This is a genomic window from Bilifractor sp. HCP3S3_D3, from assembly GCF_052063915.1.
Classification (GTDB): domain Bacteria; phylum Bacillota; class Clostridia; order Lachnospirales; family Lachnospiraceae; genus Bilifractor.
On sequence record NZ_JBQHWP010000015.1, the window covers coordinates 55,010 to 77,977 of the forward strand.

Genomic DNA, 22,968 nt, shown 5'->3' on the forward strand with positions numbered 1-22,968 from the left:
TTTCCGGGAGTTAAAAGCTACATAAAGATCAAATGTCGATAAATCGGTCCAGATTTCAGAAAAAAATTCCAACCCGGTGGGAGCTGAGCACTCCGTATGAGACAGACTCCGCGAGGGACAGACTCCTCAGGGGACAGACTCCTCAGGGGGGCAGATTCCTCAAGGGAACAGACTCCTCAGGGGACAGACTCCGCGGGAGACAGGCTCCGTAGTGGACAGATTCACCGGGATTCGCGGTATTCGGTCGGGGATACACCTTCGGAACGCCGGAAGAGCCGGCTGAAGTAATTCGGATCCTGGTAGCCCACGGCAGCGCAGATCTCTTTTACCGGAAGCTTATTCTCGGCGAGAAGCTTTTTGGCGTGACTGAGCCGGATGCCGGTCAGGTATTCGATAAAGGTTACACCCTCCTCTTCCTTGAAAATCTTGCTGAAATAGTAGGGACTGATGTTGAGCTCCCTTGAGACGTCATCAAGTGACAGGTCTCGGGAGTAGTGGCTGTCGATATATTCCTTTGCCCGGTGCGTCAGGCTGCTGGCGCTGCTTTTGGCCTTATCGGCGATTTTTTCGGCGGCATCCCGGATCTTCGTTACAAACCACGTGTGCAGCTCCGCAACCGTATAGTCAGAGATAATATTCAGATAATCGCCGCGATCCGCAAAGCGATACAGGCCAAAGCCTCCGCTCTGGTAGGCAATGTGCTCGGCCCAGAGTACAAATTCGATCGTCTTCAGACGCACGTTATTTTCATAGGTCGCGGCCTGTGTTTTCTCCATCCAGGTAAAAAACTGGTCTGCGTACAATCCGGCGTCCCGGATATTGCCGTTCTTCACACTGTCGAAGAGCTGTTTCTCAAGGTCAATCGGGTAATCCTGCTCGTAGGTGCAGGAGACAGGGAGATCGTCGGCGTGGGATACTGTCTCGTTGTTCTCGCAGAGGGAGCGGAGTGCCTCCCGATAAGAGGTGCGCATGTCTGAAAGAGGCATGACAGAGCCGATTCCCATGCGGTAATTTACCCCGGTCTCCTCCTTCAGGCGCGAGATGATTCTGCGGACGCGGTCGATCACCCGGACCCTTTCGACATAGTCCATTCTGGCGGCCTCATAGGGAATGAAGACAGGGATCTTGTTCATCATGATCTGCCCGATGACAGCATGAGCACTGTATTCTTTCAGAATCTCACGGATTTTTGCATAATACTTCTGAAGGCGGATTCCGGTTCCGATCGGATTGCCCAGGTGGTCTCCGCTTCCGGTGAGGGGAGCAGGGGCTTTTGGCTGTTCCGGATTCTCATGCCCGGATGCAACGTCTCCGCACGCAAGAAGCGCGACAAAACCATAGGATTCAGGAATTTCCAGCAGATTGCAGTAGCTTGCCGTGACTTGCGGGGAATTATCCAGAAGGAGCAGAGAATAAACCAGACCGTTTTCAATCATGGGAACGACGGCATCGAGCTTTTCACGATTCGAGAGCTCGCGGCTTCGCTGCTCACGGGTGCGGTCGATACCGGCCATCGCTCGGGTCATCGTATCGACGAAGACCTTGCGGTCCAGAGGCTTTGTCAGAAAACTCATGACGCCGAGATCCAGCGCGTCCTTGGCGAAGCTGAACTTGTCATAGGCGGTGAGGACGATAAAAACCGTTGCGGGGCTGAATTTCCGGATTTCCCGGATCGCCTCGATACCGTCAATTCCGGGCATGCGGATATCCATGACGGCGATGTCCGGCCGGAAGGTCTCCGCCATTTCAATGACGGCGCGGCCGCTTCTGGCGGAGCGCACCTCACATTTGTCATGAAATTCCTTATCCATAATATACGTAAGAGAATCGATGGCGATCCCTTCATCATCCGCCAGCAGAACTCTGTACATTTTCAATTCCTCCTTTAATGCGGCGCCGACATCCATGGCGCGTTAATGATCATGGTTATTCCGGCATGGGAATATAAAGCAGGACCTCGGTTCCCTGTCCCTCGCCCGGGCTTGTGATGTCAAAGACATCCTCGCTGTTGTAAAACAGCCGCATCCGGCTGATTACATTGGAGAGCCCGACTCCGTTTGTCTCGTCTCCCTTTCGTCTGACAGGAGCGTTTCCAGACAGAATCGCGTTCATCTGTTCCTCCGTCATCCCTCTTCCGTTGTCATGGACAGAGAGCGTGATATACCTTCCGGTCCGGTAAACGGAGAGGATGATGACCGCCGGGCGGTCCATGTCGCGGACGCCGTGATTGATCGCGTTTTCGATGATTGGCTGCAGAATCATGCTGGGTACCGATACCCGGGTCAGATCATCGTCGATTCTCTTCTCATAGGTGATTGCGCCGGAAAAGCGCACGTTGATGATATACATGTAGTTGTCAGCGAGGGCAATTTCATCCGCGAGAGTTGTGATCTGGTTCTCACGGTTTGTCTTATTGCGGAAGAAGGCAGCGACATTCTGCAGATACTTATAGGTCCCGTCCGCTTCCTCCATCATGGCAAGCTGCGCGCCTGCATTGAGGGTATTGAACAGGAAGTGCGGATTGATCTGGGCCTGCAGATATTTCAGCTCGGCTTCCTTGAGGTGGGCGTTCATGAGGAGTTCCCGTTCCTTCAGCCGGTTCTCGGATTCCATGGATTCCCTGAGCTTCTGGAGATAACCTTTCATGCTGACGACCATTTCGTTGAAGGCGGAGGTGACGATGCCGAGCTCATCGTCGCTTTTTACCGCAAGCGGAGGAACGTCAAAGTTTCCCTTTCCGATTTCGCCGGCCTCCGCGATTAGTGCGTGCAGAGGGGCGGTCGCATGCCGGACGGTAGTGACGATCATGAAGACATCGAGGAAGGCGATCATGACGATCATGAACAGGGAGACGATTTCCAGAGAATGGAAGGTGTCCGCGAGCTTCAGATAATTGTCCGAGTTGCCCTTCAGCAGGAGGTTGTTCATGCTGTAGATGTATGACTGCAGGATGTCGTTCATGCTTACGGTTTCCTCATAATAGTCCTTGTATTTCTGGATATTTCTTCCTCTCTTGGCGGTGAGCGCGTTTTCGCAAAGCTCCATGTAATGATCAGAGAGATTCTGAATATCGCGGGTCGTGCTCTGAATCTCAACGCTGTCGGAATAATCGCCGAGTGCGGCAAGGCAGTTCGTGTAATCACCCTGAACCTGATAGAAACTGCGGAGATTATCCGAGCTTCCGACATTCAGATAATCGGTCAGACTCTGCTGAACACTGTCCAGAGCCTCGGACAGGTTGTTGGTCTGGACATTGGAGTAGAAGACACGGTTGACCCTTTCGAGCGCGTTGTTGATATTCAGGAACAGAAAGAGGTTTACGGCAAAAATACCTGCGGTGGCCAGCAGAAACGTGAGGGTGAGCTTTCCCTCCAGGGTGTGGAGAAGACGTCTCTGCCCGTTCGGGACAGAAAAAGACTTCTGCGGAGGGCTGTCCGGTCTGTTTTTTTTCAGATGAATCAAGACTTTTCCTCCTTCTCCAGATAGTCACCAACGTTTTCGGGTGTGATGATCTCAATGTCGATGGATGAATACTCGGTGACAAAGCCGCTGTCGATGTACTCAAGGAGATTGTCGACGGCAGTGCGTCCGATTTCCTCTGCGGAGACCGTGAGGGTCATCGCCGCGACATTCCGCTCTACGGCGTTAAGGATGGTGCCGTTGCGGTAGTAGCCGCAGATCGTTACATCGCCTACATGATTGGTGTCCACGATAGTCTGGCACACGCTGCTCGTGGTTGTTTCGTCGAGACATACCAGAATATCCGGGAGATCGGCGCTCTCAAACAGATCCGTGACGGCTTCGGCGGTGGAGAAGCTGTCGCCGTTGCCGAGGGTCTTTGAAGAAATCGAGAAGCGGTCCATGACGTTATTCTTCTCGAGAGAGTTCTTGATTCCGGAGATGACCAGATTCTGACCGGTGGTCTTGTCCTCCGGGCTGGCGATGACAAGCACGTTCTGCCGGCGGTTCTCCGCGAGAGAACTGAGCGTGTTGCCATAAGCCTCTCCCACGTTGTAGTAGGACACGCCCACGAAGCTTTGTCTGCCGGAACCGTAGCAGTCAGTTCCGACGCAGATGACCGGGATGCCGGCATTGACGGCGCGGTTGATGGCACTCTTGAGTTCCTCGCTGTCATCGCCGTTGACGATGATGCCGTCCGCCCTGGACTGAATGGCGAGATCCATGAGTTTGGGGATGGTGTAACTGGTATCCAGGTTTTTACCGGTGAATTCGATGTAGTCGCCGTTTTTTTCGGCTTCTTTGAGAGCCTGATCATAAACGGCGTTCTGAAAGGAGCTTGATTTGTCTCCGATGTACGCAAAATTATACCGGAAACCGGATCCGCCTGAAGACAGGTCTGAGAGTGCATGGATCTGGCGTTCAAAGACCACCATACTTACAATGGTAATGATGACCAGAATGGATCCGAAAATACAGAGGAACAGATTCAGGCCGCGGATCCGGCCGCCGGAGTGCTTGTGATTTTTTTTCATCATGATTCTTATGGCTTTTCCTGTTTTTGTAAAAACGAACAGATTTTTGTGAATACAGCTACAATATCTGTTAAAATATTATAATGATTCCTGTAGGAAAAGGCAATGAATGTTGAACAGTGCAGGCGGACCTTAATGTCTGGCAGAGCAGGCAGCAGGCGGACCTGAATGTAGAGCAGGCCGGGCAGGTCTGTATGATCGGGAGGATGTTATGAAGCGAGGGGGATTTTTGTGCGGAGCGGCGCTGCTGATTTCGGCAGTACTCTGCGGCTGCGGCACGGAGCGGCCGGATACGTCATCTGTGGAGCCGGAGAAGGCGGAGCTGAAGCCGAAGATCGGACTTGTGTTTGATTCGTTTGTAATTGAGCGCTGGGAGCGGGACCGTGATATTTTTACCTCGACGGCGAAGGACCTCGGGGCGGAGGTGATCGTGGGCAACGCGAACGGAGATGTCGGGGAGCAGAAATCAATTATCAGCCACATGATAGATTCGGATGTGGATGTGCTGGTGATCGTGGCGACGGACGGGGACAGTCTGGGAAAGGAGATCAGCGAAGCCAAAAGGGAGGGAATCCGGGTGATTTCCTATGATCGTCTGATTCAGAACGCGGACACGGACCTGTACATAACATTCGATAATGAGACGGTGGGAAAGTTCATGGCGGACGCAGTGAATGAGGCGATGCCGGACGGCGGAAGCTACGTGAAGGTGAACGGTTCACCCGCCGATTACAACGTGACGCTGGTCAACAAGGGATTCGACGCTGAAATCAATGATAATCTGAAGATGATCGACAGCATTTCCTGCGACAACTGGGATGACAGCATTGCATACAGCTATTTGACGGAGCATCCGGAGGATGTGGAGAACGCAGGGGCCATTGTATGTGGCAATGACGCGATTGCGGGTCAGGCGGTGCGGGTGCTTGCCGAGCGAAAGAAGGCCGGAAGCGTCACGGTCACCGGACAGGACGCGGATCTGGACGCGTGTCAGAGAATTGTCGAGGGGACGCAGACGATTACGGTGTACAAGCCGATCGAGAAGCTTGCGGAGAAGGCGGCGGATTACGCCGTGCAGATGGCGAAGGGAAAAATGCCCGAGACGGATGAGACCATGAGCGACGGAACCTATGATGTTCCGTACATTGCCATTCAGCCGGTAAAGGTCACGAAGGAGAATGTGGACAGCACAGTGATTGCGAGCGGATTCCACAGGAAAGAGGATGTGTACCTCCATGCGCAGGGCTCGGAGGAAATGTCGGGGTCGTGAAATCTGTGGACCGGGCCTTGTCAGGCGCGGTCGGAAAATGACGGCGGATTTATCGTCCACCCGAGGAGTGCCTTCTGTTCACGTGACTTTTCAGCCACGGGCGAACAATGCGGAGCAAAATGGATGCGATGTATGGATCATGGGGCGAGATGGATGCGACCTACGAATAACGATGAGAAAGGCAGGTTCGGTTTATGAATGCAGAGGAAAAATATCAGGAATGGCTGGACAGGCTTCCGGAAGGTGACCCGATGAGGCAGGAGCTGCTCTCGATCCGCGGAGACAAACGGGAAATCAACGACCGGTTTTATCAGGAGATTGTATTCGGAACGGCGGGCTTAAGAGGCATCTGCGGCGCGGGGACGAACCGGATGAATCCGCTCACGGTCGGAAGAGCGACGCAGGGGATCGCCGGTTATCTGAAGAAGAGCGGAGAGGATCTGACAAGGGGCGTCGCGGTGGCCTATGACTGCCGGCATCATTCCAGGGAGTATTCGGAACTGGCGGCGGAGATTCTGGCGGGAAACGGAATCCGCGTGTGGCTGTTCCCGTCCATGAGACCGACGCCGGAACTGTCCTTTGCGGTGCGGGAGCTACATGCGCTTTCCGGGATCAATATGACGGCAAGCCACAATCCAAAGGAATATAACGGCTACAAGGTTTACCAGGAGGACGGAGCCCAGATCTCGGGCGCGGTATCCGACGGGATTCTGCGGGAGATTCAGGGACTCGACCTCTTTGATCCATTCCCCCGGATGTCTCTGAAAGAGGGAATCCGGGAGGGAATGATCCGTATGATCGGAGAGGATATGGACCGGAGGTATCTGGACTATGCGGAGGGACTGAAGCAGAGACCGGACAGCGAACTGGATCGCTCAGTTATCGTCGTGTACACACCGCTGAACGGGGCGGGAAGCATCCCGATGGAGACGGCGGCGCGGGAACTTGGATATGAAAATTTTATGATCGTCCCGGAACAGAAGGATCCCGATCCGGATTTTACAACGGTGGGATATCCGAACCCGGAGGATCCTCGTGGGTTTGCGCTTGCGGAGAAGCTTGGGAAGAAGCTGCACGCGGATCTGCTGATCGCCACGGATCCGGACAGTGACCGTATGGCGGTGGAGCTGCCGGACGGGAAGGGAGGCTTCCGTCCCTTGAACGGCAATCAGACCGGAGCGATGCTGATCGCGTACATGGCGGAGAGTCAGAAGGCGGCGGGGACTCTGCCGGAAAACGGGGCGATGATAAAATCCATCGTGACCGGAGACATGGGGAAAACTATCTGCGAGTCCTACGGGATCCGGGTATTTGAGGCACTGACGGGCTTCAAGAATATCTGCGGCGTCATTCCGCGGCTTGAGAAGGAAGGGTACCGGTATTTCTTCGCGTATGAGGAGAGCATCGGCTGCGCGCCCGGTGAGCGGGTGCGGGACAAGGACGGAATTGCGGCGGGGCTTCTGATGATGGAGATGGCAGCATTTTATAAGAAGAAAGGCATGACACCGGGCGACGCGCTGGAGGCGCTGTACAAAAGGTATGGGTATTTTGCCGAGAGACAGGTGTCTCTGATTCGGAAGGGACAGACCGGAGCGGAAGAAATTGCGCGGATCATGCGGAAGGCGCGGGAGGAGAAACCGGACCGGTTCGGAGAATTCCGCGTCGCGGAGGTTACCGACTATCTCCATGGATGGGAAGATATTCCGCCGTCGAATGTGCTGAAGTTCCGTATGGAAAACGGTGACTGGTTCGCGATGCGGCCGTCGGGCACGGAACCGAAGCTGAAGTTTTATTTCTATACGCGCGCTGAAAACAGCCAGGATGCCGAGCGAAGAGCGGACGGGCTGCGGGATGCGGTTCTGGAGGCATTTTCGGCAGACCGATAAAGGAGAACAGCGTCTGCCGCAGCAGAGACAGAGAACGCATGCGCATTTACGATCACCCGTGGAGTAGGATATTTTTGCTTCACGGGATTTTTTTGACAAAAAAATCCTACCCTCCGGACATGGGGATAGGATTTTATTTTGGATATTTCGTATGATTTCGAGCAAGAATGACATATTTTCGTTGTGAATAATGAATGATATCATATGGGTATGAAAGGAAAACTTCTAGTCATCAAACCGGTTTTCCACAACGTTATGTTTCACACAGGTTTCTTTTTTCATTCGCATTATCAAAGGAGGGTTTTAGAAAATGAAAAAGAGAATCGTAAGCACACTGCTTTGTACGGCTATGGCAGCATCTCTGTTCGCAGGCTGCGGATCCACCGCATCTACGAGCACATCGGCGTCCGGCTCTTCGTCTTCCGCATCATCGGCGGCGAAGGAGGAAAGCACATCTTCTGCATCCAGCGAAGCAGCAGATGAGTCCGCTGAGACGGAAGCCACCTCGGATACGGCGTCGGCAGGCGGACAGACCATCGGTATTTCGATGCCGACCAAATCTCTGGAGAGATGGAACCGCGACGGATCTTATCTGCAGGATCAGTTTGAAAAGGCAGGCTACAAGGTAGAGCTTACTTATTCCGATAACAAGTCCGCACAGCAGAACAACGATATTGAAGGACTGATCGCAGACAAGGTAGACCTCCTGGTAGTTGCGGCAATCGACGGCGAGGCTCTGAGCCAGGTTCTGAACGAGGCAAAGGACGCCGGCATTCCGGTTATCGCATATGACCGTCTGATCATGAATACAGACGCTATCAGCTACTATGTATCCTTCGATAATTACACCGTAGGTAAGCTGCAGGGTGAATTCGTTGCAAAGCAGCTGGATCTCGACAATGCAGGCGACAAGACCTACAATATCGAGTTCACAGCCGGAGATCCCGCAGACAATAATGCGACATTCTTCTTCAACGGCGCGATGGATGTGCTGAAGCCATACATCGACAAGGGCACTCTGAAGGTTCCGTCAGGACAGACCGAATTTGATCAGGTTGCTACCGCACAGTGGGATACTTCCACAGCTATGAAGAGATTCCAGAATATCCTCGGATCTTATTACAGTGACGGTACACAGCTGGATGCAGCCGTATGCTCCAACGATTCTACGGCACTCGGTGTTACACAGGCCATTGAGTCTGACTATGCAGGCAGCAACGATGTTATCATCACCGGACAGGACGGCGACGAGGCAAACCTTGCGAATATCGTAGACGGCAAGCAGACCATGACCGTGTACAAGGCAGTTGCCAACGAGGCAGTTGTAACCCTTGACCTGGCAGAGGCAATGCTGAACGGAGAGAAGCCGGATGATTCCCTGATCTCCAAGTCCGGATGGGATTTCGACTGCTCCTATGATACTTCATCTTATGATAACGGAACCGGTGTCATCCCGTCTTACCTGCTCGTTCCGACCGTTGTAACCAAGGACAACATGGACAAAGAGCTTGTAGATCCCGGATATTACACAAAGGATGACAAAGGATATCTGCACCCGGTAGGGTAATCGAAAGGATTTACCGAAAGGGACGATAGCACAAAATGAATCAGGGGCTGTCGCATAGAGCATCTTGCGGCGGCCTCTTTTTTCGAAAAGAAACAGATTGCACAGGAGGTATTCACTTGGCAGACATAATTCTTGAAATGAAAGACATCGTCAAAGAGTATCCTGGTGTCAAAGCTCTGAATCATGTCAATTTCAAAGTGGAACGCGGAGAGATCCACGCGCTTGTCGGCGAAAACGGCGCCGGGAAATCTACGCTGATGAATGTACTTGCAGGGACCATTCCGTTTGGACAGTATACAGGGGATGTCGTTTATAACGGGAGTGTCTGCAGGTTCCACAATATTAAGGAATCCGAAAAGCTCGGAATTGCAGTCGTGCATCAGGAGCTGGCTCTGATTCCGGAGCTTACGATCGCCGAGAATATGTTCATGGGAAATGAGCGCCGGAAGAAATCCGGAGTCATTGACTGGGACAGAACGTTCCAGGAAGCGCAGGATGCCATGAAGCGGGTTGGATTGAAAGAGTCCTCCCATACGTTGATCAAGGATATCGGTACCGGTAAGCAGCAGCTGGTGGAAATCGCGAAGGCACTTTCCAAGAACTGTAAGCTGCTGGTTCTTGATGAGCCGACATCCTCGCTGAATGAGGAAGATTCCAAAATGCTTCTGGACATGATCCTCGGCTTTAAGAAGCAGGGAATTTCGTCCATCATTATCACACACAAACTCAATGAGGTTGCCTATTGCGCGGATAATATCACGGTTCTTCGTGACGGCCAGACAATCGAGACGATTCCGAATCCGGATCACAATATCGATGAGGACCGGATCATCAAGGGAATGGTTGGAAGGGAACTGACAGACCGGTATCCGGCAAGAGAACATAAGATCAGTAAAGACGTGATTTTTGCCTGCAAGGACTGGACGGTATATCACCCGGTGTATACGGAGAAGTGCATGGATGATCACATCAGCTTTGAGGTTCACAGGGGCGAGGTCGTGGGCTTCTCGGGACTTCAGGGCGCGGGCCGTACAGAGCTGGCGATGTCGCTGTTCGGAAGAAGCTACGGATCGCACATATCCGGACAGGAATTTATTAACGGCAAGGAGGTCCATCTGAAAAATGAAGCCGATGCGATCGCGCACGGACTTGCCTACGCGACGGAGGACCGGAAGACAAACGGACTGATACTTTCGGAGACGATTGCGAGAAATACCACGCTTGCGCGCATGGATAAAATTTCTTCCAAACGCGGAATCGTAAATGTGCCCGAGGAGAATAAGCAGGCGGAAATTTATGTAAAGGCCATGCATACAAAGACGCCCAGCATTCAGCAGAATGTCGGAAATCTGTCGGGAGGCAATCAGCAGAAGGTGCTGCTTGCGAAGTGGATGTTTGCGGAGCCGGATGTCCTGATTCTGGATGAGCCGACGCGAGGCATCGATGTCGGCGCGAAGTATGAGATTTATCAGATCATCAACGATATGGTCTCACAGGGAAAGGCTGTCATTATGATTTCCTCTGAGCTTCCGGAGCTTCTGGGTATGTGCGACCGGATCTATGTCATGAATGAAGGAAAAATGGCGGGAGAGTTTTCTGCTGATGAGGTTACGCAGGAGAAGATTATGAGCGCGATCCTCAAGGACAAGAAATGATATCATATCGCAATTCTATCGTTATGGAGGCTATCAAATGAAAGTTAGTGCATTCTTGAAAAAATACACCATGGTCTTCGCTCTGGTCATCGTATTTATTTTCTTCACAGCCCTGACCGGCGGACGGCTGATCTACTCACAGAATATTTCCAACCTGCTTCTGCAGAACGCCTACGTCCTGATCATGGCCTGCGGTATGCTTTTGTGTATCCTGACCGGCGGTAATGTAGACCTTTCCGTAGGCTCTACACTCTGCCTCTCCGCGGCGGCAGCAGCTAAGATGCTGGATCTCGGCGCGGCTCCCGGACTCGCGATTCTGATTTCTATGGTAATTGCCGCAGTCATTGGTCTGTGGCAGGGATGGCTCATCGGATATATTCATATCCCGCCGTTCATCTGCACGCTGGCAGGCATGTTCCTGTTCCGCGGAATCGCGCGTGTCATTTTGGATTCGAAGACCATCGCAATCATGAACCCCGGATTCCTGAATCTGTTCACATCCTACATTCAGATTCCCGGCGTTGACAGCAACAAGAAGTGTATTTCCGCATTGATTGTCGGAATTATTATTTCGATCGCGCTTACGATCTTCATGATTACGAACCGCGCGAAAAAGGCCAAAGAAGGATATCAGGTGGCAACCCTTCGCGCAACGATTATCCGTATCGTAGTATTTGATGTATTGATTATTGCATACAGCAGCCGTCTGATGGGATACAAGGGAATTCCGGTGATGGTTCTGTGGATTCTGGCGGTTGTCGTTATTTTCGCGTTCCTTACAAGCCAGACCGTGTTCGGCCGTTACTTCTACGCAGTCGGCGGAAATGAGAAGGCCACCAAGCTCTCCGGCATTGATCCCCGGAAGGTATACTTCTGGGCATACTTCCTGATGTCTATACTCGCAGGTCTCTCCGGACTTCTGGTCGGAGCGAGAATCGGATCGGTAGACGGCAACATGGGTAACTCCTATGAGATGGATGCCATCGCATCCTGCTTCATCGGCGGCGCTTCCGCATACGGCGGATCCGGAACAGTTCCGGGAGTCATGGTCGGAGCCATCCTCCTCGGCGTCATCAACATGGGTATGTCAATCCTGGGTCTTCCGGATCAGTACCAGTACATCGTCAAGGGAGCAGTACTCCTCGCGGCAGTTATCTTCGATGTTGTATCCAACCACAAGACAGGAAAATCATAAAGCTTCTAAAATCATAAAGCTTTTAAAATCATATAGCTTCTAAAAATATAATGTTTTTAAAAGCATAACTCTTCTTTAACAAGACAGGTGTCATGTGCTCTAAGTGACTTTTGAATCATGAGTTTTGTCATGATTCAGGAAAAAATCACTTAGAGCATTTTTAGTGTATAAGTCCAGTCGCAATGTTCTTGGACCACGGGGAGCTTGCTCACCAGTGGGCCAGAACATTAGCGACGACAACAGGTATGAGCACGAAGTGACGCGGGGACTTATTAAATGTCGAGACAATGCCCGGAAAATGATGTAATATAAAACATAAGAGTCTGCCGTTTTTCGTGCAGAACGTTCATGAGAAAATGGATTCTTTCGCGCAGTCTGAGGGAGGTGCGCATGGATATTGATGATATGAAAATTCCAATGGAGGTCCAGCCAAGCTGTGTGGTAGGTATCGGTGCCTCGGCAGGCGGTCTGGAAGCGCTTCAGCAGTTTCTGACATTTCTTCCGAAGGATACCGGCATGGCATTTGTCATCATCCAGCATCTGTCGCCGGATCACAAGAGTCTGCTCGGGGAGATTCTGAGCAAGTATTCCGCGCTTCCGGTGCAGGAAGCCAGAGACGGTATGCAGGTAAAGAGGAACAACATCTATCTCCTGCCTCCGAAATATAATATTGAAATTACTTCGGACGTTTTACACCTGAAGGAGTACAATCATGCCCTGATCAACCATCCGATCGACATTTTCTTCCGGTCGCTGGCAATTGCGTATGAGAACCGGGCAGTCGCGGTGATCCTGTCGGGAACCGGATCGGACGGAACCAACGGCATCCGTTCGATCAAGGAGCAGAACGGCATGATTATCGTGCAGAATCCGGAGACGGCAAAATTTGACGGCATGCCGAGAAATGCCATTGCGACGGGATTCGTGGACCTGATTCTGGGGCCGGACGCGATCGCGAAGGAGATGGCACACATCTCTTCCTCGATCAATCTGTCCAACGGGAAGATGCAGCTGACGGACGGAGATCTGATGTCGCAGGTATTCTCGATTCTGAAGAGCGTCACGAACACGAATTACACCTATTACAAACAGACGACGATCCTCCGCCGGATCGAGAGGCGGATCGTGGTAACGCACTGCAGGAACCTTCAGAGCTATGTTCAGTATCTGAAGGAAAATCAGGAGGAGGCAAAAACGCTTGCCAAGGAGGTGCTGATCGGTGTGACCTCCTTCTTCCGGGATCCCGAGTTCTTCGAGGTGCTGAAGCAGCGGGTGATCAAGGACATCGTGCAGAACGGGAAGAAGGCAGACCAGATCCGTGTGTGGGTGGCGGGATGTTCCACCGGTGAGGAGGCGTATTCTATCGCAATCCTCTTTGCGGAGGTCATGGAGGAGTTGAATCTCCGCAGAGATGTGAAAATATTTGCCACAGATCTGGACGCGGATTCGATTACCTTTGCGGGAAGAGGTGTGTACGGAGAGAATATAATCGAGGATGTCAGCGTCAGCCGTCTGAGCCGCTTTTTTACAAGGAAGGGCTCGAAGTATGTGGTGAATCATGATATCCGGACGATGATCGTGTTCGCGCAGCACAATGTATTTCAGGATCCGCCCTTCGGCAGGCTGAACCTGATCAGCTGCCGGAATCTGCTGATCTATTTCCAGTCGGTTCTTCAGAAAAATCTGTTTTCGATCTTTCACATCGCGCTGAATGACGGCGGATACCTGTTTCTTGGAAAATCGGAATCGGTAGGGGAGTACTCGGATGTGTTCCGGACCGTCTGCTCCAACGAGAAGATCTTCATACACAACGCCGCCGGCAGAAAGCCCTCCCATGCGAGAATCCCGTATTCGATGCAGGGAGTGGAGGATAATCTGGAACTGCCGGACAACATCCGCAGTCACGGGAAGAGCAGCGCCGAGTATCCGGGCCGCGAGCTGGACACGAGGGTTCTGGAGTCTCTGATGCCGGCCTGTGTCGTGGTCGATACGAACAATGAGCTGAGACATTCCTACGGAGACTGCAGCAGATTTCTCACGATTCCCGCGGGAACCGCGACGCTCGATATTTTTCTCCTGCTGCGTCAGGATCTGAAGATTGCCTTTTCGACCGCCCTGAAAAAGGCGCGGGTTACCGGGAAGCGGGTGGCCTATGATCACATACCGGTAAAGCTGGATAAGGAACCTGAGAATATCACGGTTGTCGCGCTTCCGGTCACGGACAAGACCGGGGCGAAAACCGGCTACACGGCGGTTGCTTTCATCCGTTCGGACCGGAAGATCACGGGACCTGTGGAAAAATATGATATCGACACAGCGGCGGCGAACCGGATCTCGGATCTGGAGAAGGATCTGCGGGTTACCCAGGACAGCCTTCATCAGACCGTGATGGAGCTCGAGTCCGTGAATGCGGAGCTGCAGGCCGCGAACGAGGAGCTTCTGACCTCAAATGAGGAGCTTCAGAGCTCGAATGAAGAGCTGCAGTCGGTCAATGAAGAGCTGTATACCGTGAACTCGGAGTATCAGTCCAAGGTATCCGAGATCGCGGCCGTCAATAACGATATGGCAAATTTCCTGTCCACCACGCTGATCGGAATCATGATGGTGGATCGGGATATGAATATCCGCAAATTCACGGAATATATCGCCTCGGAGTTCAATGTGGCAGAGCAGGATGTCGGAAGATCGCTGCAGTACATCGCGTATAATTTTTCTTCCATCAACCTGATGGATCTGTCCCGGAAGGTTCTGAATACCATGGAAACCGTGGAATGTGAGACGACGTCTGTGACCGGGAAGACCTATCTGATCCGTATCGCGCCGTACCGTGTGTCGAAGGAGCAGGAGGATGATCCGGGGGCCGAGACGGAGAATCTGAAGGGTAACACCGAGAAGAACAAGCGGAACGCGGGAAAGGACCGGGAACAGAAGAAAAATCTCAGAGGACTGGTCATCACGTTTGTGGATCTCACCAAGCAGATCAACGACGAGCAGCAGCTCGAGGAAATCAGCGAGGCGCTGCGGATTGCCGCGAAAACGAGTCAGGAGAAGGAAAACTTCCTGTCCCGCATGAGCCACGACATGAGGACACCGCTTACGACGATTCTGGGCCTTCTGGAGCTGACGCTCACAAAGGAGAAAATGTCGGATCCCGTCCGTGAGAATCTGGAGAAGATGCAGAGCTCCGGCCGGTATCTTCTGAGTCTGATCAACGAGGTGCTTGAGACGAGCAAGCTGGATGCCGGAAAGGTAGTCAGCGAATATGATGTGGTACATGAGAAGGACGTCTTCGAAGAGGTGAACACGATCATCGAGGAAAAGGCCAGGAGCGCAGGAATCCATTATCACTTCGAGATCAGCAACTGCAAGAACGAAGTGATCATGATGGACGTTGATCACGTCGCGAGAATTTTGGTGAACCTCCTGGGAAATGCCGTCAAATTTACCGAGAAGGGCGGTGACGTCTCACTTATGGTAGATGTCGTTTATCTCGCCGAGGGACGGGTGGAGCACACCTACCGCATCAAGGATACCGGAATTGGAATCAGCAGGGAATTCCTGCCAAAGATGTATCTGCCGTTTGAGCAGGACAGCGCTGCTCAGTCGAGGAACCGGGAGGGAACAGGTCTGGGCCTGTTCATCAGCCGCAGGCTGATCAACCTCCTCGGAGGAACGATTGACTGCAGGTCCGAGGTAGGAAAAGGCACGGAATTTACCGTGAAGCTTGCCTATGATATCGCGAGCGAGGACCAGAGGAAGCTGATGCGCCGGGCGGAGAAGAAGGACTACGATATCAGGAACCTAAAGGGAAAACGGGTGCTTGTGGTTGAGGACAATCAGATCAACGCGGAAGTCATCATGCACATCCTGGAGTGGAACGGGCTTGTGGCGGATCATGCGGAGAACGGCAGAAATGCTCTTGAGAAATTCAAGGCGTCTCTGAAGAACGGTCCGAAATATGACGTTGTGCTCATGGATCTCCGGATGCCTGTGATGGACGGCTTTGAATGCGCCCGCAAGATCCGGGAACTGAAGAATGGATGGGCACAGAAGATCCCGATCATCGCGCTTTCGGCGGATGTCTATGACCGGGCGGATGAGGAGTGCTACGAGAACGGAATGAATGCGAGAGTGGCGAAGCCGATCGACACCGGAGAACTGTTCCGGGTTCTGGAGCGTGAGATGACGAAGGACCGGTAATTCATATGGAGACCTTGAGACCCGTCGGAGCAGAAATGTGTAAGCTCATTTGCGAATGGCCGGAGCAGGGTAATGGCAGCTCATTTGCGAATGGCCGGAGCGGGGTAATGGCAGCTCATTTGGGAATGGCCGGAGCAGAGTAATGGCAGCTCATTTGCGAATGGCCGGAAGAGAGTACTGCCAGCTCATTTTCGGGAGCGCAGAGCGGGGAAGTTGGCAATTGTTTCGTTTCGGGTGATATGCTATGATAGTGACGGCGCCTTTATACATATTGAGACGCGGAAATGCTCTGCATACATATTGAGACGCAGACATGATCCGTATAAAGATTGTGCTGCGGACATGATCCGTATAAAGATTGTGACGCGGGCATGATCTGTATAAAGGCTGAGACGCGGGCATAGCCCGCATAAAGGTCAACGCGAACAGTGAGATGCATCCGGCCGGCTTGCGGCCGTGTGCGGCAGGCGCTGAGACAGCGGGGTAGAATCCGCGAAGCGCGTTTTATCTGTTTTTTCAAGGAGGAATCAGAAATGATCAACTGGAAGAATCTTGATGAGCTTGCTTCTTATGGGGAGCTGCAGAAGGTAGAAAAGGTGAACCTCGCAGAGGTTATGTCCGGTGAAAGCGGAGCGCAGCGTGTGAAGAGCTGCAGCATTCCGATGGCGGAAGGCCTTTCCTACAATTACGCGGCGAAGGCTGTGGACAGCAGCGTACTGGATGCCCTTGTAAAGCTGGCGGATGAGGCACAGCTCACGGAAAAGTATAAAGCCCTCTATAACGGAGAGGTAATCAATACAGGAGAGAAGAGACTGGTTCTCCATCATCTGACGAGAGGACAGCTCGGAGATGCTGTTGCAGCGGACGGCGTCGACAAGAGAGCTTTCTATGTGGAGCAGCAGAAGAGAATCGCAGATTTCGCGAACAAGGTACATGCGGGAGAAATCACAAATGAGAAGGGCGAGAAGTTTACCACGGCGGTACAGATCGGTATCGGCGGAAGCGATCTTGGCCCGCGTGCCATGTACATTGCCCTGGAGAACTGGGCGAAGAAAACCGGAAACTTCAAGATGGAAGCAAAGTTCATCAGCAACGTAGATCCGGATGACGCAGCAGCGGTTCTGGCTTCCACAGATGTGGCACATGCGATCTTCATCCTGGTATCCAAATCCGGTACGACTCTGGAGACACTGACCAATCAGTCCTTCGTCATGGACGCGCTGAAGAAGCAGGGCCTGGATCCGGCGAAGCATATGATCGCTGTTACCTCCGAGACATCTCCGCTGGCAAAGAGCGACGATTATCTGGACGCGTTCTATATGGATGATTACATCGGCGGACGTTATTCCTCCACCTCAGCGGTAGGCGGCGCTGTTCTGTCTCTTGCGTTTGGACCGGAAGTCTTTGCGGATTTCCTTGAGGGCGCGGCAGCCGAGGATAAGCTTGCGACAGAAAAGGATCCAAGGAAGAACGCGGCGATGCTGGATGCGCTGATCGGCGTATACGAGCGCAACGTGCTCGGTCTTCCGGCTACGGCGGTTCTGCCGTATTCCCAGGCACTTTCCAGATTCCCGGCGCATCTTCAGCAGCTTGACATGGAGTCGAACGGCAAATCCGTCAACCGTTTCGGAGAGCCTGTCTCCTATGTGACCGGACCGATCATCTTCGGAGAGCCGGGAACGAACGGTCAGCATTCCTTCTATCAGCTCTTGCATCAGGGAAAGACGATCATTCCGCTTCAGTTTGTCGGATTCCGCAGCAGCCAGATCGGCACGGATGTGGAGATTCAGGGAAGCACAAGCCAGCAGAAGCTCTGCGCGAATGTCGCTGCACAGATCGTGGCCTTTGCCTGTGGCAAGAAGGATGACAACCTGAACAAGAACTTTGAGGGCGGCCGTCCGTCGAGCATCATCATCGGCGATCAGCTCTGCCCGAAGACGCTCGGCGCGCTGCTGGCACATTTTGAGAACAAGGTTATGTTCCAGGGCTTCTTGTGGAATGTGAACAGCTTCGACCAGGAAGGCGTACAGCTTGGAAAGGTTCTGGCAAAACGGGTACTCGCCCACGATACAGAGGGCGCACTGTCTGTATACAGTGATCTTCTCAATATCTGAGATTGCAGCGTCTGCATACAGTGATCTCCTCGATATCTGAGAAGCGATCTTCTTGATATCTGCGATTGCAGCGTCTGCATACAGTGATCTTCTTGATATCTGAGAACGCATTGTCTGTATACGGTGATTTTTATATCTGAGGCGTTCTGGAAGCTGTGAGACAGTGGATGGAACGGGGAATAATAATAATATTTTATCGCAGAAAGGTTCTGCAGCGTGAAGCTGCGGGACCTTTTATCTGGTGCTTTAGTTGTAAAATATCTGGAAGTTCACATATTATACAAATCCCGGACCTGGAAATGCCGGATCAGGATTCAGACAATTGGAGGAAGTACCTATTAAAAAGAGAGCCCGTTTTGGGCTCTCTTTTTTACAAAGTGTCTTCCTGGAGATGGTCAGACTCTGCAAAGAAGTGGCTTTTTACTGACCATTTGCCGCAAGTAAACCAACTGCAGTGCCAAAGTAAGTGATGGTCTGATCTGCATCCAGGTACTCCGCAGTGTAGGTAGTGCCATTCTGATCATAGAAAGCAGCAGAGCCGTCGTCTCCCTCAACACATCCGATGCTGAAGCTATTACCGGTATATACATCTGTTCCGTCCAGTACCGTCCACGTAATTCCGTCATCGCCGGATTCCTTCTGGGTTGCAGTGTACTGTCCGCAGAGGACGTCTCCGGTACCATCTGTATCCACAGTGATAAGTGCTACATAATTATTTGCATCCGGTCCCTGGAACAGAGCGAATACAAGCTCATTCCCGTTGTCATCCTTTGCGTACAGGCCAGTCTGAATCATATCAGCAGTAATATCGCCAAGAGAGAAGGTACCGTCCGAGGAAGTGCTTGCAGTATCCACGGAAGCGCTTGCGGACGCAACGGAGTCACCGGAAACATCTTCATAGCTGCCGGAATCTGCATAGCTGCTTGCGTCTTCTGTATAGCTGCCGGAGCTTGCAGATGCGCTGGATGCATTGTTGCCGGACCCGCATCCGGCGAGTACGGAAACGGAAAGTACACCAGTTACAAGAATCGTGACAAGTTTGTTTTTCATAATTTCTCCTCCTGATATTGTGGGCTAATTCCCGGATTTATTAGATTTGCTGTGGGACGATGGCTTCAGGATCTGTCTCATTTCACCAAAAGCCTTATCATCTTTTTAGGGAAGAAAGATGATGTGTTGTCTGCAATATCTTTAAACACATTATGCATGAACAGCGGCGTGTGAAAAAGTACAGCTTCTCGACAAAAAAAATCAAAATTGGTACTTGACAATAGAAAAATGATAGAAAAGGCGATAAAAAAGGCAGGAGCTGGACAGAAGTTCAGACTATTAATAAATTTGCAAAATAAATAATTATATTATATCTCAAAATAATAATCAATAACCAATTATACCGGCTGTATCCGATTTTCTGTACTACAAAGAGCCGATTAACTCTGACATAATGGAATCGAAGCAAGGAGATAGGAACGCAGCAAGGAATATTGAATTCCCTGAAACCAGACAAAGCGTTCCCTCAAATAAGAGCTTTTATAATACTTATATACTTATGAGGAGGTTACAAAGATGCTAGGAGTAAAAATCAAAACAGTGAAGACAAAGAATGAGTACACCATCGAGGAGTTCTATGATGCGATTAAGGACAAGAGCTTCTCCGCCGGAGCACCGGCATTGACAAAGCATGGATTCAGCACCATCGTAACATTCCCGCCGCTGGATCGCAGAAATCAGATCTGGATTGTTCCGGTATTAGGCGTCGGCAAAAAGAAAGCAAGCAAATTCCAGCTTTCCAAGCAGGAGATCGCAGGAGCAGGCAACGCCGCCGTCAATATGGCATTAAATGATCTTACAGGCGGACTGCTGGGACTTCGAGGCATTGCCGGAAAGAATACAAAGACAGCGGAGAAACTGATCGACATCACGGTTGAAGAGCTGAATGCATTAGGACTTTGATAAACAGGTAATTCCTATTATGGGAAAACATAATTTGCCGAAATAAAAGGAGAAATAATTATGAACCAGAATGCACCCGCTCATGGGAAAGCCATAGCAAGTTTAATATGCGGTATTGTAGGATTTATTTTCTGCTTCTTTGGTTACTCGGCGATTGTCTCCGTCATTCTCGGAATCGTTGGAATAGTTCTTTCAAGGAAAGCTAAGAAGGAAGGCAACGATGAGGCTATTCGCAAGATCGGATCTATTATTTCAATTATCACAGTGATCGCGGGAATTATCGGCATTATTGTTGCGGCGTTTGTTGTAGGTGCTGTAGTAAGCGGACTTGGCGCTATAGGAAGCAGTATGTAATACAATAAGCAGCAGGCTTGCCTGGCTGCGCAAATAACAGCCCTGGAAAGGAACGGTTGACACATGGAGCAGCTTCGGGTGGGTATATGTGAAGATGATAAGGAATCGCGTATCCGGCTTCTGGGTATGGTGACGGATTCTGCAGAGAAAGTTACCGCAGAGGCGTTTGAAAGTGCTGAAGATCTGCTGGATCATTTCTTTCCCGGAAAATTCGATCTTCTGATACTTGACATCTATCTGGGAAAGATGACCGGAATTGACGCTCTGGAACAGATCCGAAGAAAGGATACACGTGTGGTGGCGGCGATTGCCACAACCAGTCAGGATTTTGCGCTGGAATCCTATCGTCTTCGTGCCGCCCGTTATCTGGAGAAACCTGTAAAAGAGGATGATATCCGGGACCTGATCCGGGATGTTATTCACAAGAAAGAATCTGAGCCGCATTTTGAAGGTGAATCGGGAGGCAAGAGGATACGGGTGCCTTTTGACTGTATTCTCTTCGCAGAACAGAGAGGGAAAAACATATGTCTGCATATGGATGACGGAGAAGAACTGGTCTTCCGCGGAAAACTGGATGACGAGAAGAGCAAATTTTCGGAGAAATATTTTTTTCGCTGTCATAAGAGCTTTCTGGTTAACCTCTCGAAAATTTGCGGTATAGACCGCGAGCTGCTGACCTTTGTCATGCAGGGGGGAGAACAGGTTCATATTCACCGACAGGGATTTTTTGCCGCAAAAAGAGCATATGAACATTATCTGTTTTCCATTGTTGAAGGGTGGAAAGATGAAGGACAGGGGACGGACAAGTAAACGAATGCCGGGAGGTAATCATGAAAAACGTTCTGAAAAAGCTTTGGCAGGCACTTTGCATCCTTTGGGAAGACGCCATGATCGGTCTGAAAATACTTTTTTACGTCTTGGTTATCATATTTTTTCTGTTCGGTGTGATTGCATTGTTTTCAGGAGGTCCTGAACTTGGTATCGTTCTGATAATTGTTAACTTTTTACTTTTTCTGCTTCTTCGTAAACTGGACCATGTCGCAGACTTGAAATTTGAGGAAGAGTTCAAGGAAATCACACGTAGAAATCGTGAAGAGTCAGGTGTGCAGGAACAGCAGTGCAAGGAAAGAAAAGACCTTGGGGGATGAAGATCCGGCGATGGATTCTTCCTGTATATGTATGAGACAACAGGTATTTTTAAACATCAATAAACAATAACAGTTAAACTTTTATAGAACAAGGAGGTAACGAAATGAATCTGGAATTAATCGGTGATGCAGGATCTCAGCTGGCGAAAATTCACCTCGGAAATGGTGAGGTCGCTAAAATTGAAAATGGCGCAATGGTTTATATGCAGGATGTGAAGCTTGAAGGAAAGCTGAACAGCAGCAAGAAGGGTCTCGGCGGTCTTCTCGGCGCAATCGGAAGAAGTCTTGTCAGCAATGAGAGCATGTTTATTACGCAGGTTGTTGGTACGGCTCCGGAAGGCGTTGTTGCAATTGCCCCCTCAGTTCCCGGAAAGATTGCGAAGCTTGAGGTTGGTGCAAAACAGTACCGTTTGAATGATGGAGCATTCTTTGCCTGTGATGATTCCGTAAACTACAAGATGCAGAAGCAGAATATCAGCCAGGCGGTATTCGGAGGATCCGGCGGACTGTTTGTTATGGAGACAGAAGGACAGGGAGATCTGCTGATCAGCGCATTCGGCGATCTTATTGAGCTGGAGTGCACACCTGTGAAGCCGATCACCATTGACAATGAGCATGTTGTAGCATGGGATGCAAGTTTGAATTACAGCATCGAGGTAGCGTCCGGAACCTTCGGTTTCACAACGGGCGAGGGACTGGTTAATAAGTTTACCGGGAATGGAAAAATCCTGATTCAAACCAGAAATATTCATTCTCTTGCAGATGCTGTTAAGCCGTTCCTGCCGGATAAGTCGGATGGAGATTGAGCGTTAGAAATTGTTAAACGGGGCTGTGAAAAAAGCATAGCCTGAAAAACAAGAAGCTGTGAAACAGTGGATGGAACGGGGAATAATATTATATCGCAGAAAGGTTCTGCAGCGTGAAGCTGCGGGACCTTTTTCGCAGTGCGCCTAGCGGCGCACGTTTCCAACGGGTTCAAGTCCCGAATCCGCCCGGTAGTGGGAAGGATATAGCCGAAGGCTAGGGTGTCCGCCGTGAGACGGAATCTGAAGGAAGCCGGATGTGGGGAACATACTATCCCACGGGCAAATCTCCGGTCTGACGTACAGAAATCTTATACGAGGTTATGCATG

At 51.1% G+C, this 22,968-nt stretch carries 16 protein-coding genes; 12 read left to right on the plus strand and 4 right to left on the minus strand.

The window, feature by feature from the left end; all coding sequences use genetic code 11:
- Positions 1 to 221: 221 nt before the first annotated feature.
- From ACTNDI_RS10150 to ACTNDI_RS10160, 3 genes are read right to left on the minus strand one after another with little or no spacing between them, the layout of a single operon-like run.
- The gene (locus ACTNDI_RS10150; RefSeq protein ID WP_441100872.1) at positions 222 to 1,871 is read right to left on the minus strand and encodes a helix-turn-helix domain-containing protein; all 1,650 of its coding nucleotides are present in this window, start codon (positions 1,869 to 1,871) and stop codon (positions 222 to 224) included.
- A 55-nt stretch (positions 1,872 to 1,926) separates the two neighbouring features.
- Positions 1,927 to 3,462 (minus strand): sensor histidine kinase, encoded by a 1,536-nt coding sequence (locus tag ACTNDI_RS10155; RefSeq protein ID WP_441100873.1) that lies wholly within the window; start codon positions 3,460 to 3,462, stop codon positions 1,927 to 1,929.
- Complete coding sequence (locus tag ACTNDI_RS10160; RefSeq protein ID WP_441100874.1) at positions 3,459 to 4,496, minus strand: sugar ABC transporter substrate-binding protein; 1,038 nt, start codon at positions 4,494 to 4,496, stop codon at positions 3,459 to 3,461. Before ACTNDI_RS10160 ends, ACTNDI_RS10155 begins: the two co-directional genes overlap by 4 nt.
- Before the next feature lie 208 nt (positions 4,497 to 4,704).
- Here ACTNDI_RS10160 and ACTNDI_RS10165 point away from each other — a divergent pair, with 208 nt between their 5' ends.
- From ACTNDI_RS10165 to ACTNDI_RS10195, 7 genes are all read left to right on the plus strand, one after another.
- On the plus strand, positions 4,705 to 5,763 hold the full coding sequence (locus ACTNDI_RS10165; RefSeq protein WP_441100875.1) for a sugar ABC transporter substrate-binding protein: 1,059 nt from the start codon (positions 4,705 to 4,707) through the stop codon (positions 5,761 to 5,763).
- 194 nt (positions 5,764 to 5,957) lie between these two features.
- Complete coding sequence (locus ACTNDI_RS10170) at positions 5,958 to 7,649, plus strand: phospho-sugar mutase (protein WP_441100876.1); 1,692 nt, start codon at positions 5,958 to 5,960, stop codon at positions 7,647 to 7,649.
- Positions 7,650 to 7,959: 310 nt separating this feature from the next.
- Entirely contained in the window at positions 7,960 to 9,216 is a 1,257-nt protein-coding gene (locus tag ACTNDI_RS10175) for a substrate-binding domain-containing protein (protein WP_441100877.1), read from the plus strand.
- 116 nt (positions 9,217 to 9,332) lie between these two features.
- On the plus strand, positions 9,333 to 10,871 hold the full coding sequence (locus tag ACTNDI_RS10180; RefSeq protein WP_441100878.1) for an ATP-binding cassette domain-containing protein: 1,539 nt from the start codon (positions 9,333 to 9,335) through the stop codon (positions 10,869 to 10,871).
- 37 nt (positions 10,872 to 10,908) lie between these two features.
- On the plus strand, positions 10,909 to 12,066 hold the full coding sequence (locus ACTNDI_RS10185) for a sugar ABC transporter permease (RefSeq protein WP_441100879.1): 1,158 nt from the start codon (positions 10,909 to 10,911) through the stop codon (positions 12,064 to 12,066).
- 390 nt (positions 12,067 to 12,456) lie between these two features.
- Positions 12,457 to 16,266: a chemotaxis protein CheB gene (locus ACTNDI_RS10190; protein WP_441100880.1), complete on the plus strand. Its 3,810-nt coding sequence runs from the start codon at positions 12,457 to 12,459 to the stop codon at positions 16,264 to 16,266.
- Between the two features lie 533 nt (positions 16,267 to 16,799).
- Entirely contained in the window at positions 16,800 to 18,380 is a 1,581-nt protein-coding gene (locus ACTNDI_RS10195; RefSeq protein WP_441100881.1) for a glucose-6-phosphate isomerase, read from the plus strand.
- A 420-nt stretch (positions 18,381 to 18,800) separates the two neighbouring features.
- Here ACTNDI_RS10195 and ACTNDI_RS10200 read toward each other — a convergent pair whose 3' ends face one another.
- Positions 18,801 to 19,430 carry a hypothetical protein gene (locus ACTNDI_RS10200; RefSeq protein WP_441100882.1) on the minus strand — a complete coding sequence of 210 codons (630 nt, stop codon included), beginning with the start codon at positions 19,428 to 19,430 and terminating at the stop codon, positions 18,801 to 18,803.
- A 516-nt stretch (positions 19,431 to 19,946) separates the two neighbouring features.
- On the opposite strand from ACTNDI_RS10200, the gene ACTNDI_RS10205 reads away from it, so the two are divergent.
- The 5 genes from ACTNDI_RS10205 to ACTNDI_RS10225 all read left to right on the plus strand — a co-directional run bounded on the left by ACTNDI_RS10205 (position 19,947) and on the right by ACTNDI_RS10225 (position 22,641).
- Positions 19,947 to 20,333 carry a hypothetical protein gene (locus ACTNDI_RS10205; RefSeq protein WP_279198801.1) on the plus strand — a complete coding sequence of 129 codons (387 nt, stop codon included), beginning with the start codon at positions 19,947 to 19,949 and terminating at the stop codon, positions 20,331 to 20,333.
- 60 nt (positions 20,334 to 20,393) lie between these two features.
- Positions 20,394 to 20,687: a hypothetical protein gene (locus ACTNDI_RS10210; RefSeq protein ID WP_279198802.1), complete on the plus strand. Its 294-nt coding sequence runs from the start codon at positions 20,394 to 20,396 to the stop codon at positions 20,685 to 20,687.
- 78 nt (positions 20,688 to 20,765) lie between these two features.
- Positions 20,766 to 21,497, plus strand: coding sequence for a LytR/AlgR family response regulator transcription factor (locus ACTNDI_RS10215; protein ID WP_279198803.1), 732 nt, complete (start codon positions 20,766 to 20,768; stop codon positions 21,495 to 21,497).
- 20 nt (positions 21,498 to 21,517) lie between these two features.
- Positions 21,518 to 21,835, plus strand: coding sequence for a hypothetical protein (locus ACTNDI_RS10220; RefSeq protein ID WP_441100883.1), 318 nt, complete (start codon positions 21,518 to 21,520; stop codon positions 21,833 to 21,835).
- A 104-nt stretch (positions 21,836 to 21,939) separates the two neighbouring features.
- Positions 21,940 to 22,641: a TIGR00266 family protein gene (locus ACTNDI_RS10225; RefSeq protein ID WP_441100884.1), complete on the plus strand. Its 702-nt coding sequence runs from the start codon at positions 21,940 to 21,942 to the stop codon at positions 22,639 to 22,641.
- The last annotated feature ends 327 nt before the right edge of the window (positions 22,642 to 22,968 follow it).